The sequence below is a fragment of the Pseudomonas sp. RL_5y_Pfl2_73 genome, from assembly GCF_963970515.1.
Lineage (GTDB): Bacteria > Pseudomonadota > Gammaproteobacteria > Pseudomonadales > Pseudomonadaceae > Aquipseudomonas.
The window spans coordinates 12,173-25,378 of the sequence record NZ_CAXAPD010000030.1 but is presented as its reverse complement, the minus strand read 5'-3'; the positions used below and the strand labels follow the sequence as shown (position 1 = coordinate 25,378).

The 13,206-nt window shown below is 61.1% G+C and carries 9 protein-coding genes; 7 read left to right on the top strand and 2 right to left on the bottom strand.

The features are described 5' to 3' along the window. Positions 1 to 4: 4 nt before the first annotated feature. Positions 5 to 913 carry a DMT family transporter gene (locus tag AACY42_RS23590; RefSeq protein ID WP_339482678.1) on the bottom strand — a complete coding sequence of 303 codons (909 nt, stop codon included), beginning with the start codon at positions 911 to 913 and terminating at the stop codon, positions 5 to 7. Positions 914 to 1,043: 130 nt separating this feature from the next. On the opposite strand from AACY42_RS23590, the gene aceK reads away from it, so the two are divergent. The 7 genes from aceK to AACY42_RS23555 all read left to right on the top strand — a co-directional run bounded on the left by aceK (position 1,044) and on the right by AACY42_RS23555 (position 12,155). After that, entirely contained in the window at positions 1,044 to 2,765 is a 1,722-nt protein-coding gene (gene aceK / locus AACY42_RS23585; RefSeq protein WP_339482677.1) for a bifunctional isocitrate dehydrogenase kinase/phosphatase, read from the top strand. Positions 2,766 to 2,913: 148 nt separating this feature from the next. Beyond that, positions 2,914 to 6,825, top strand: a complete 3,912-nt coding sequence (gene hrpA / locus AACY42_RS23580) for an ATP-dependent RNA helicase HrpA (protein WP_339482675.1) — start codon at positions 2,914 to 2,916, stop codon at positions 6,823 to 6,825. A gap of 337 nt (positions 6,826 to 7,162) precedes the next feature. Further along, the gene (locus AACY42_RS23575; protein ID WP_339482673.1) at positions 7,163 to 8,284 is read left to right on the top strand and encodes a beta-ketoacyl-ACP synthase III; all 1,122 of its coding nucleotides are present in this window, start codon (positions 7,163 to 7,165) and stop codon (positions 8,282 to 8,284) included. Positions 8,285 to 8,465: 181 nt separating this feature from the next. Further along, positions 8,466 to 9,077, top strand: coding sequence for an RNA polymerase sigma factor (locus tag AACY42_RS23570; RefSeq protein WP_339482671.1), 612 nt, complete (start codon positions 8,466 to 8,468; stop codon positions 9,075 to 9,077). Further along, positions 9,071 to 9,316 (top strand): anti-sigma factor family protein, encoded by a 246-nt coding sequence (locus AACY42_RS23565; protein WP_339482670.1) that lies wholly within the window; start codon positions 9,071 to 9,073, stop codon positions 9,314 to 9,316. The genes AACY42_RS23570 and AACY42_RS23565 overlap by 7 nt, the downstream gene beginning before the upstream one ends. A gap of 260 nt (positions 9,317 to 9,576) precedes the next feature. Continuing rightward, a complete protein-coding gene (locus tag AACY42_RS23560; RefSeq protein WP_339482668.1) occupies positions 9,577 to 10,887 on the top strand; it encodes an OprO/OprP family phosphate-selective porin in 1,311 nt (436 codons plus the stop codon). 143 nt (positions 10,888 to 11,030) lie between these two features. Beyond that, complete coding sequence (locus tag AACY42_RS23555) at positions 11,031 to 12,155, top strand: GNAT family N-acetyltransferase (RefSeq protein WP_339482666.1); 1,125 nt, start codon at positions 11,031 to 11,033, stop codon at positions 12,153 to 12,155. A 16-nt stretch (positions 12,156 to 12,171) separates the two neighbouring features. Here AACY42_RS23555 and aqpZ read toward each other — a convergent pair whose 3' ends face one another. Next, positions 12,172 to 12,861: an aquaporin Z gene (gene aqpZ, locus AACY42_RS23550; RefSeq protein ID WP_339482664.1), complete on the bottom strand. Its 690-nt coding sequence runs from the start codon at positions 12,859 to 12,861 to the stop codon at positions 12,172 to 12,174. Positions 12,862 to 13,206 lie beyond the last annotated feature (345 nt).

Genomic DNA, 13,206 nt, shown 5'->3' with positions numbered 1-13,206 from the left:
TGGATTACCGGGCAGACGCTTCAGCCTGCTTCACCACCCCAGGCTTCAACACCAGCCACAACGCCGCCGCAATCAACACCCCACCATACAGATGCGCCATTCCCAACGGCTCATCCAACAGCAACGCCCCCCACAACACGCCGAACGGCGGAATCAGGAAGGTCACGGTCATGGATTTGACCGGGCCGATGGAACTGAGCAAGCGGAAATAAAGAATGTACGCCAGCGCGGTACACACCAGCCCCAGCCCCAGCAGTGACAACCAGACGCTCCAGCCCCCCCAACTGGCCGGTGGCTGGCTAATGACGCTGTAGCCAAACAGCGGCAGCAAGAACACCGTGGCGCCGAACATGCTGCCCAGGGTCGAGAGACGGCTGTCCAAGCCACCTTGTTGGTCGAGCCAGCGACGGGTGAGGAAACCGGCAAAGCCATAGCAGGTCGTAGCCAGCAGGCAGGCGAGGGCCCCCATCAGCAATTGCAGGTCGAACGCCACCGGGCCGGCGCGGGTCAGGATGCCGACGCCGAACAACCCCAGGCAGACGCCGCTGACCTTGGCAGGGGTGAGTTTTTCGCTAAAGAACAAGCCGCCGATCAACACCCCCATCAACGGCGTGGTGGCGTTGAAGATCGCCGAGTAGCCGGCCGGCAGCACCTGGGCCGCTAACGAATAGAAGGTTGCCGGAATGCCCGAGTTGATGAGGCCCAGCCCCATCACGACTTTGAGCTTGCCGCGAAAATTCCAGTCGACGCGCATCAGGGCCAGGATCACCAGCAGTCCGACGAAGGCAATGGACACGCGAAAAAAGGCAGTGGGGATTGTGCCAATGACGGGGGCGATAATGCGCATGAACAGGAAACTGGCGCCCCAGATAGCGGCCAGTGACAGTAAACGCAGGATATCAACGAGGTTCACGAGTCATTCCTTCCTTGATTGGGTGGCAAGTGTCGCCGCCCTGAATAGCGATGGCAATGGTTGCGTTGCCGCGTGATTGGCCTCTAAGCTCAGTCGCCAATAACAAGCATGAACCGCCGAGGTTTACCCTATGCCGCAGCCATGGCCCGCCATCGAAATCGCCCGTTCGATCCTCGACGGCTTCGACGATTATCGTGAGCATTTCCGGCAGATCACCGACGGCGCCCGCGCCCGGTTCGAGCAGGCGCTGTGGCTGGAGGCGCAAGCGGCTTCGGCGGCGCGCATCAATTTGTATGAAGAAAAAGTCTTCGAGACCGTCGCCAAACTGCACAAGGCCTTCGATGACCCAACACTGATGGACGTGAGCTGCTGGCCGCTGGTCAAGAGCGCCTACATCAGCCTGATCGACCTGCGCTTCGACGATGAGCTGTCGGAAACCTGGTACAACTCGATCTTTTGCGGGCTGTTCAGCCACGACCTGATCAGCGACGGCACCATGTTCATCCACACCACCCGGCCCAGTCTGCGCCGGGCCCGTGCCGCCCAGACCCGCACCTACAAACCCCAAGGGCAGTTGGACCGGATGCTGGCGAGCGTGTTCGCCGATTACCGTTTCAGCGAGGACTACGTCGATTTTCCGGGTGACCTGCAGCGCCTCGAAGCGCAGTTGCGGGAAAACCTGCCGGACTGGGTCTGCAAGGACCCGGAGCTGACGGTAGAGTTGTTTTCTTCAGTGCTCTATCGCAACAAGGGCGCCTACCTGGTGGGCCGGATCTACACCCGCGACGACCAATGGCCGCTGGTGATCCCACTGTTGCACCGCGAGGGCCAGGGTATCCAGATCGATGCGCTGATCACCGACGAGGCACAGGTGTCGATCATCTTCTCGTTCACCCGCTCCTACTTCATGGTGGACGTGCCGGTGCCGGCGGAATTCATCGGCTTTCTCAAGCGTATTCTGCCAGGCAAGCACATCGCCGAGTTGTACACCTCCATCGGTTTCTACAAGCACGGCAAGTCCGAGTTCTACCGAGCGTTGATCAACCACCTGGCGAACACCGACGACCAGTTCATCATGGCCCCGGGCGTGCGCGGCATGGTCATGAGCGTGTTCACCCTGCCGGGCTTCAACACGGTGTTCAAGATCATCAAGGACCGCTTCTCGCCGTCGAAAAACGTCGACCGGGCCACGGTGATCGAGAAGTACCGGCTGGTGAAAAGTGTCGACCGGGTTGGACGCATGGCTGATACCCAGGAGTTCGCCGATTTTCGTTTTCCCCTGAGCAAGTTCGAGCCGACGTGCCTGGAGGAACTGCTGGAAGTGGCGCCGTCCACGGTGTCGGTGGAAGGCGACACGGTGCTGATTCGTCACTGCTGGACCGAGCGCCGGATGACGCCACTGAACCTCTATCTGGAAAACGCCAACCCTGACCAGGTACGCGAGGCGCTGGAAGATTACGGCCTGGCCATCAAGCAGCTGGCGGCGGCCAATATCTTCCCCGGCGACATGCTGCTCAAGAACTTCGGCGTGACCCGCCACGGCCGCGTGGTGTTCTACGACTACGATGAAATCTGCTTCCTGACCGAGGCCAACTTCCGCCACATCCCCCAGCCCCGTACACCAGAAGACGAAATGGCCTCCGAGCCCTGGTATTCCATCGGCCCGCTGGACGTGTTCCCCGAAGAATTTCCCCCGTTCCTGTTTGCCGATGCGGGTCAGCGCAAGCTGTTCGACCAGTTGCACGGCGAGTTGTACAACGCCGATTACTGGAAAGGCCTGCAGGACGCGATCCGGGCGGGGAAGGTGATTGACGTGTTCCCGTATCGGCGCAAGGACCCGAACAACAAATAACCCAGGGGCAGCCAAGCTTGCTCGCGATGCGGACGCTTCGGTCCCCCGGGAGATCGCGTCGTCTTCATCGCGGGCAAGCCTTGCTCCCACATGTGCGCAAATCTGCGACAATCGCGCCCTGCTCAAACCGACGACCCTTGCGTACCTGATGACTGATCAAGCCCCCGCTATCGACAAGCTGCTGAAGAACCTCGACCACGCCATGCTCGCCGACCGTCACCGGTTGCGGCGCCAGTTGCTCGATCTGCGCAAGAAGCCCGACGAGGCCAAGCTGGCCCAGTGGGTGACACGCATGCAGGCGTCGTGCGATCAGGTGCTGGCGCGCAAGGCGAGCCTGCCGGTGATCCGCTACGACGATAATTTGCCGATTGCCGCCAAGCGCGACGAAATCAAGGAGGCGCTGCTCAAGCACCAGGTGTTGATCATTGCTGGCGAAACCGGCTCGGGAAAAACCACGCAGTTGCCGAAGATCTGTCTGGAAATCGGTCGCGGCCAGCATGGCTTGATCGGCCACACCCAGCCACGCCGGATCGCCGCGCGCAGTGTCGCGAGCCGGGTGGCCGAGGAACTGGCCACGCCCTTGGGGGCGCTGGTGGGCTATCAGGTGCGGTTCGAGGACCAGAGCGATGCCAACACCCTGATCAAGCTGATGACCGACGGCATCCTGCTGGCCGAGACCCAGAATGACCGCTACCTCGAGCGCTACGATACGATCATCGTCGACGAAGCCCACGAACGCAGCCTGAACATCGACTTCCTGCTTGGCTACCTCAAGACCCTGCTGCCACGCCGCCCGGACCTGAAAGTCATCATCACCTCGGCGACCATCGACCTGGAGCGTTTTTCCAAGCACTTCGATGACGCGCCGATCGTAGAAGTCTCGGGCCGCACCTTTGCGGTAGAAACCTGGTATCGCCCGCTGACCCTGGAGCAGGACGAGGAGGGCAACCGGGTCGAAGACGACTTGACCGTGGACCAGGCGATCCTCGCCACCCTCGACGAAATCGCCGCCTACGAGCGCAGCGAGCGCCGCAGCCCTGGGGACGTGCTGGTGTTCCTGCCGGGTGAGCGGGAGATTCGCGACGCGGCGGAGATGCTGCGCAAGGCGCAACTCAAACACACCGAGATTCTGCCGCTGTATGCGCGACTGTCGCCGGCCGAACAGCAGCGGATTTTCCAGTCCCACCCGGGCCGTCGCGTGGTGCTGGCGACCAACGTCGCCGAAACCTCGCTGACCGTGCCGGGCATCCGCTACGTGATCGACAGCGGCACCGCGCGCATCAGCCGCTACAGCTATCGGGCCAAGGTCCAGCGCCTGCCCATCGAAGCCATTTCCCAGGCCAGCGCCAACCAGCGCAAGGGCCGTTGCGGGCGGGTCGAGCCGGGGATCTGCGTGCGGCTGTACAGCGAAGAAGACTTTCTTGGACGGCCGGAATTCACCGACCCGGAGATCCTGCGTACTAACCTCGCGGCGGTGATCCTGCAGATGCTGCACTTGCGTCTCGGCGAGATCACCGATTTCCCGTTCATCGAACCGCCGGATGGCAAGGCCATCAGTGACGGTTTCAACCTGCTGCAAGAATTGTCGGCGGTGGACCGCAACAGCCAGTTGACCCCGCTCGGTCGCCAGTTGGCGCGCCTACCGGTAGACCCGCGCATGGGCCGCATGCTGTTGGAAGCGGCAAAACTGGGCAGCTTGCAGGAAGTGTTGATCGTCGCCAGCGCCATGTCGATCCAGGACCCGCGCGAGCGTCCGCCGGAGCGCCAACAGGCGGCGGACCAGGCCCACGCCCAGTGGAAGGACGCAGACTCGGACTTCGCCGGGCTGGTCAACCTGTGGCGCGGTTTCGAAGAACAGCGCCAGGCCCTGACCGCCAGCCCGCTGCGTAATTGGTGCCGCAAGAACTTCCTCAATTACCTGCGTCTGCGCGAGTGGCGTGATTCCCATCGCCAGTTGAGTCTCATCTGCCGCGACATGCAGTTGAGCCTCAACAAAGAACCGGCCGACTTCCCGAAACTGCACAAGGCGGTGCTCTCGGGCCTGTTGAGCCAGATCGGTCAGAAAACCGAAGACGGCGATTACCTCGGCGCTCGCCAGCGGCGGTTCTGGGTCCACCCGTCGTCGGGCCTGGGCAAGAAGCGTCCGCAATGGCTGATGACGGCCGAGTTGGTGGAAACCACCAAGCTGTATGCGCGCATGGTGGCCAAGATCGAACCGGACTGGATCGAACCGCTGGCCGGGCACCTGATCAAGAAAAACCACTTCGAACCTCATTGGGAGAAGAAGCGCGGGCAAGTGGTGGCCTATGAGCAAATCACCCTGTTCGGGCTCATCGTCGTTGGCCGGCGGCCAGTGCATTACGGGCCGGTGGACCCGGTGGTCTCCCGTGAACTGTTCATCCGCGAGGCGCTGGTGCGCGGCGAGATCCAGTCCAAGGCCAAGTGCCTGAGCGCCAATACCCGGTTGCTGGAACAGCTCGACGAGCTGGAAGCCAAGGCCCGTCGCCGCGACATCCTGGCGGACGAGGAAACCCTGTTCGCCTTCTACGATGCGCGCTTGCCAGCCGAGATCCACCAGACCGCGACATTCGACAGCTGGTACCGGATCAACAGCCAGAAAGACCCGCAACTGCTGATCATGCGTGAAGAAGACGTGCTGGCCCGCGAAGCCAGCGAAGTCACCGCCGCGCATTACCCCGACACCTTGCGTGTCGGTGACCTGACCTTGCCGCTGAGCTATCACTTCGAGCCCAACCACCGGCGTGACGGCGTGACACTGCGAGTGCCGGCGCCACTGCTACCGATGCTGCCGCCGGAACGCCTGGAATGGCTGGTGCCGGGGGTGATCGAAGCCAAGTGCATCGCCCTGGTGCGCAACCTGCCCAAGGCCTTGCGCAAGAATTTCGTGCCGGTGCCGGATTTCGTCAAGGCGGCGCTGCAGCGCATCACCTTCGCCGAGGACTCGTTGCCGCAGTCCCTGGGCCGTGAGCTGCTGCGCATGACCGGGGCGCGAGTCAGTGACGAAGCCTGGGCCGAAGCGGCCCAGCAGGTGGAGAGCCACCTGCGCATGAACCTGGAAATCGTCGACGGCCAAGGCAAGTTCCTCGGCGAGGGCCGCGACCTGGCCGAGTTGACGGCACGCTTTGCCGAAGCCAGTCAGGCCGCCCTGGCCGTACCGCAAACAGCGAAAAGCCAGGCACCGGTGGAGGCGAAGGTCTTCGCGCTGGTGGCCGAGAAAACCCAACAGAAGATCGCCGGGCTGTCGATGACGGTTTACCCGGCGCTGGTGGAAGAGGGCGGCGTGGTCAAGGAAGGGCGTTTTCCGACGCCGGCCGAAGCCGAATTCCAGCATCGCCGCGCCTTGCAGCGCTTGCTGATGCAGCAATTGGCCGAGTCGGCCAAGTTCCTGCGCGGCAAGCTGCCGGGGCTGACGGAACTGGGCCTGCTGTACCGCGACTTGGGCCGAATCGACAGCCTGGTGGAAGACATCCTGCTGGCCAGCCTCGACAGTTGTGTGCTCGAAGGCGAAGCGAGCCTGCCCCGTGACGGCGCCGCGCTGGCCTCCCTGGCCGAGCGCAAGCGCGGCGGCTGGACCGAGCACGCCGAACGCCTGGCGAAGCTGACCCTGGACATCCTCAAGCTCTGGCATGGCCTGCAAAAACGCTTCAAGGGCAAGATCGACCTGGCCCAGGCCGTGGCACTGAACGACATCAAGCAACAGCTCAGTCACTTGGTGTACGCGGGGTTCGTGCGCGAAACCCCGCATCAGTGGCTCAAGGAACTGCCGCGTTACCTCAAGGCCATCGAACAACGCTTCGAGAAGCTCGGTAGCCAGGTGCAGAAAGATCGGGTCTGGAGCGGCGAGCTGTCGAACCTCTGGGCCCAATACCAGGCCCGCGCCAGCAAACACGCCCAGGAAGGCAAGCGCGACCCGCAATTGGAGCTGTACCGCTGGTGGCTGGAGGAATACCGGGTGTCGCTGTTCGCCCAGCAACTGGGGACCAAGGCGCCGATCTCGGATAAGCGCCTGGGCAAGCAGTGGGGGCAGGTGGAGGGGTGATCGTACAAGGCCGGGTATGCACCAGTTTCCTTGTGGGAGCGAGCCTGCTCGCGAAAGCGATGTACCAGTCACCATCAATGCGGGCTGAACCACCGCTTTCGCGAGCAAGCCCGCTCCCACAGGGTTTTTGTCGTAAGTAAGGGAGAATGGGCCAAACGCCAGCGTTTATGGCAAACTTCGCGGTTATAAATGCCGGTCCCGGGGTTTTGAGCTTCAATGTCCCGGGCGGATCGGAATAAAGCGATGCCAGGGCTGCTTCCCCGGATGGGAAAAGTCCCCTTGTGTATTGGTACGTCGGTGCCAATGCTTTCTGCCTGAACAGATCAGAGACACGACCATGCATAACGTCGTCATCAGCGGCACCGGCCTGTACACCCCGGCCAACAGCATCTCCAACGAAGAGCTGGTGCAATCTTTCAATACCTATGTCGCGCAATTCAACGCTGACAACGCCGATGCCATCGCGCGCGGTGAAGTCGAGGCCTTGACCGAATCCAACGCCGCATTCATCGAAAAGGCCTCCGGCATCAAGAGCCGCTTTGTCATGGACAAGGACGGCATTCTCGATCCACAGCGCATGACCCCACGCTTGCCCGAGCGCTCGAACGACGAGTGGTCGGTGCTGTGCGAAATGGCCATCGGCGCCGCGAAACAGGCCCTGGAGCGCGCCGGCCGCACCGTCGCCGATATCGACGGGGTGATCGTCGCCTGTTCCAACCTGCAGCGTCCGTACCCGGCCATCGCCATCGAAGTCCAGGAAGCCCTGGGCATCGAAGGGTTCGGTTTCGACATGAACGTGGCTTGTTCCTCGGCAACTTTCGGCATTCAGGCCGCCGCCAACAGCGTGCAACTGGGCCAGGCCCGGGCGATCCTGATGGTCAACCCGGAAGTGTGCACCGGCCACCTGAACTTCCGTGATCGCGACAGCCACTTCATTTTCGGCGACGCGGCCACTGCCGTGATCATCGAGCGCGCGGACCTGGCGACCTCGCCGTACCAGTTCGACGTGGTCAGCACCAAGCTGCTGACCAAGTTCTCCAACAACATTCGCAACAACTTCGGCTTCCTCAACCGCGCCGCAGAAGAGGGCGTGAGTAGCCGCGACAAGTTGTTCGTCCAGGAAGGCCGTAAGGTGTTCCGCGACGTTTGCCCGATGGTGGCCGAGCTGATCGGCGCCCACCTGGAAGAAAATCAGCTGAACGTCGGCGAGGTGAAGCGCTTCTGGCTGCACCAGGCCAACCTGAGCATGAACCATCTGATCGTGCGCAAACTGCTGGGGCGCGAAGCCACCGAAGAGGAAGCTCCGGTGATCCTCGACCGCTACGCCAACACCAGTTCGGCCGGTTCGGTGATTGCGTTCCACAAATACCAGGATGACCTGCCCAGCGGCTCGGTTGCCGTGCTCAGTTCGTTCGGCGCCGGTTATTCGATTGGCAGCGTGATTTTGCGCAAGCGTTGATCCACTTTTAGCCCAGAGGACTTACTCCGGCTGGGCTGTGGCCTGCCTGTGACTTATGTGACCTGTGGGAGCAACGCTTGCTCGCGATGCAGACGCCTCGGTTTCCCGGGAGACCAAGGCGCGGGCAAGCCTTGTTCCCACAAGCTGCAACCACCGCGATCTATCGAGAAATAGGACTTGAATGACGGTCACCGACGACACCCTCCTGCTCCAACGTCTCCTGGCCGGTGAGCAGCAGGCCTACAGGGAACTGGTCAGTGCCTACCAGAGCCCGATGCGCGCCGTGGCCTATGCCATCGTCGGCAGCCGCCATGCCGACGAAGTGGTACAGGACGCGTGGCTGTCGGTGGTGCGCAATCTCAGCGGTTTTCAGGGCCGTTCCAGCCTCAAGACCTGGCTACTGACCATCACCGCCAACGCCGCCAAAGGGCGCTACAAACAGAACCGTCGGGAGGTGTTGCTCGACGATCTGCCGTCGCCCCATGGCACCCTGGGCGATGATCGTTTCGCCGCTGATGGTCATTGGCTGCAGGGGCCGTTCGCCTGGCATCAGGACACGCCTGAGGCGCTGCTCACGATGGACGAGTTACGCGATTGTCTGGAGCACACATTGCTCAGCCTGTCGGAACTGCAAGGCAGCGTGCTGACCCTGCGGGAACGCCAGGGCTTGGAGCTGGAAGAAATTTGTAATCTTCTGGATATCTCGCTCTCCAATGTGCGAGTGCTGTTGCATCGCGCCCGGCTGAAAGTCTTCGCGACCATTGAACATTTCGAGGAAACTGGCGAATGCTGACCTGCAAGGAACAAATGGTGCACTCGGGCGATTATCTCGATGGCCAGTTAAGTTTTCGTGAACGCTTGATGGTGCGTCATCACTTGATGTTCTGCCCCAACTGCCGGCGTTTTATCCGCCAGATGCGCCTGATGCAGGCGACCCTCAGGAAACTGCCGCAACCGCCGATTCCCGACCTGGATCACCTCGCCGAGAAACTCGCCGCCGAGCGCCGCAAAAACATCCGCCAAGCGCTGTAGGAGCTGTAGGAGCTGTCGAGTGCAACGAGGCTGCGATCTTTCCCCCGCCAATTGAATCTCAAGCGAACGATCAAAAGATCGCAGGCTTCGCCAGCGCCTACGGTTATTCCTATTAGAAGTAAAAAGTTCCGCTGTCATAAAATCTTTATCTGATAGCAACTGCGCTGACACAACCCATCGCCAAGATCCCCTCCCAACACCAGCGGGCCCAGTTCCGCGTGTTTTCTAACGGCATAGACTACCAACAGGGGAATTCTTCGATGATCCGCAAGCACTTCGCAGGTGTTGCCGCCAGCGCACTGGCAATGGCAGTAACCGCCCAGGCTTTCGCCGGCACCGTCACCACCGATGGCGCCGATATCGTGGTCAAAACCAAGGGCGGCCTTGAGGTCGCTACCACTGACAAAGAGTTCAGCTTCAAGCTCGGTGGTCGTTTGCAGGCTGACTACAGCCAGTTCGACGGTATCTACACCGATAATGGCAATTCGGCCGATGCCGCTTACTTCCGTCGCGCCTTCTTGGAACTGTCCGGCGTGCTGTACACGGATTGGGCCTACGTCATCAGCTACGACTTCTCTCACAACGCCGGCAACTCGGACGACGGTTACTTCGACGAAGCGTCCATGGCCTACAACGGCTTCAAGCCCGTTTCGATCAAGTTCGGTCGTTTCGACCCGGACTTCGGCCTGGAAAAAGCCACCAGTTCCAAGTGGGTTACCGCACCAGAGCGTAACGCCGCCTACGATTTGATCGACTGGGCCAACGGCCACCAGAACGGTCTGGGCCTGCAAGCTTCCAGCACCTTTGCCGATTCGTTCTATGCCTCCGCCGGCGTATTCGCCAAGGACAACAACGACACCGACGGCGACAGCGTCAAACAAGTCAATGGTCGCTTCGTATTCGCGCCGATGCACGATTCCGGCAACGTGCTGCACTTGGGTTTGAACGTGGCCTCGCGTGACGTTTCGGACACCGTATTCGACGCACGTTATCGCTCCCGCCTGGGCATGCGTGGTGTTGAAACCCAGGGCGGCAACGATGCCGGCCCTAACGGCAACCGTCCGCTTCTAGGCGGCGCCAACAACTCGCCGGCCGGTTCGTACGACCGTGACACCGCCTTCGGCCTGGAAGCTGCTTTCGCCATGGGGCCTGCTTCGATCCAGGGTGAATACATCTCCCGTAAGACCAAGGCTGACAGCGACGCCTTCGAAGACATCAAAGGCCACGGCTTCTATGTCCAGGGTGCCTACACCCTCACTGGTGAGTCCCGCGGCTATAAAGTCGGCAAATTTGATGCAATCAAGCCCCAGAACAAATCCATCGGCGCCTGGGAAGTGTTCTATCGCTTTGACAGCATGACCGTCGAAGACGACAACATCACCACCGCCTCGGCGACTCGTGACGTGGGCGATGCCGAAGCCAAGGTGCACAACCTGGGCGTGAACTGGTACGCCAACGAAGCGGTGAAAATTTCCGCTACCTACGTCAAGGCCAAGACCGACAAAGTCACCAACGCCAATGGCGACGACGATGGCGACGGTTTTGTGATGCGTGCCCAGTACGTGTTCTAAATCGCGCTGACTCGATACAACCGCTCTGACTTCATCCGTTAAAGCGCTCCTTTGAACCCCGCCTCTGGCGGGGTTTTTTTATGTGCGCCTGGTCAGGATCGGCGATACTCGCTCCATCCGTCGTCTGGCTATCGAGGAATCGCATGCCGCTTCACGTCTTGGACAGCCTGTCCGCCATCGCGCCGCACGAGTGGGACGCGCTGGTGCCCGCCAACCAGCCTTTCCTGCGCCACGCCTTTCTCAGCGCCCTGGAAGACAGCGCCAGCCTGGGGCCGAATTCCGGTTGGCAAGCCGAGCATTTGCTGCACATTGAAGACGATCATCTGCTGGCGGCCTTGCCCTGTTACCGCAAGTGGCATTCCTACGGCGAATACGTGTTCGACCACGCCTGGGCCGACGCTTGCGCCCGCGCCGGCATCGACTATTACCCCAAGCTGTTGACAGCGGTGCCGTTCAGCCCGGTCAGTGGCCCGCGGTTGCTGGCGGCGCGCGGGGAAGATGGCCTGGAGCTGCTGGGCAGCTTGCCGGGGTATCTGGAAATCGAAGGACTTTCCAGCGCCCACATCAACTTCACCGATGCCTTCACCGACGCGGCGCTCGCCGGGCAAGAAGGCTGGCTGCAGCGGATCGGCTGCCAGTATCACTGGCAAAATCGCGGTTATCGCGACTTCCAGGACTTTCTCGATGCCCTCAGTTCCCGCAAGCGCAAGCAGATGCGCAAGGAGCGTGAACAAGTGGCGGGGCAGGGCATCGCGTTCGAATGGCTCGAAGGTCATCAGTTGGACGAGGCGCAGTGGGATTTTGTCTACGCTTGTTACGCCAACACCTACGCGATACGACGCCAGGCGCCATACCTGACCCGAGCGTTCTTCAGTCTGCTGGCCGAACGCATGCCCGAGACCATTCGCGTGGTGCTGGCCAAGCAAGGTTCACGGCCGGTGGCGATGGCGTTCAGCCTGGTGGGCGGCGACAGTTTCTACGGACGCTACTGGGGCTGCCTGGCGGAGTTTGACCGCCTGCACTTCGAGACCTGTTTCTATCAAGGCATGGACTACGCGATTGCCCACGGCTTGCAGCGTTTCGACGCCGGCGCCCAGGGTGAGCACAAATTGATTCGCGGGTTTGAGCCGGTGATTACTCGCTCATGGCACTACCTGCGCCATCCAGGCTTGAAGGCGGCAGTGGCGGATTTTCTCATGAGGGAACAGGAGGGTGTGCTGGCGTATGCCGAAGAGGCGAAGACAGCACTGCCTTATCGGCAGTGCTGATTTTCGCGGGTGTGACTCAGCGGTTTTCCTGGCCCAGCCAGCGGTACGAAACACCGCCGATGACGGCGCCCAGCAGCGGCGCCACCCAGAACAGCCACAGTTGCTCGATGGCCCAACCACCGACAATCAGCGCCGGACCGGTACTGCGGGCCGGGTTGACGGACGTGTTGGTGACCGGAATCGAGATCAGGTGAATGAGCGTCAGGGCCAGGCCGATGGCAATCGGTGCCAGCCCGGCCGGCGCACGTTTATCGGTGGCGCCGAGGATGATCAGGATGAACATCGCCGTCATGACCAGTTCGGTGACAAAACCGACTGCCATTGAATACCCACCAGGCGAATGTTCGCCATAACCGTTCGCTGCCAGGCCGGACGCGGCCAGGTCAAAGCCTTCCTTGCCGCTGGCGATGAAGTAGATCAACGCGGCGGCCAACGCGCCCCCTATGACTTGGGCAATGATGTAGGTAGGCAACTCCCTGGCCGGAAACCGCCCGCCCACGTACAAACCCAACGAAACGGCCGGGTTCAAATGGCAACCGGAGATGTGCCCGATGGCGAAGGCCATGGTCAACACCGTCAAGCCGAACGCCAGGGCCACCCCCAGCACGCCAATCCCGGAGGCGGCCAATACTGCGCTGCCGCAGCCGCCCAATACCAGCCAGAACGTACCCAACAACTCAGTCGTTGAACGTTTGAGTAAAGACATAAGCAATCCTTGATAAAACAGTCGTGATCATCGGTTATGCATCCAGCAGTATTACGACAGGTTCATCTCCAGAACCTGGGCTGAGTACAGCAGAGCTTTGCGACAAATCCAGCGACAAAAAAACCGCCAGAGTCATGGGCGGTGGTGGTTTTGGCCGTGGTCGGTGGGGAGTATGTGGTTGCGGTGTGGGCTAAATGGATCCTGGACAGATTTTTTCAGAAATACCTTGGATGTTGCCCTGACCGCGCTGATTCAATCCGAACCCTGTGGCAAAGGCGCATGGGCCCTGTAGGAGCTGGCGAAGCCTGCGATCTTTTGATCTTGATCTTTTGCTTGAGATTCAAG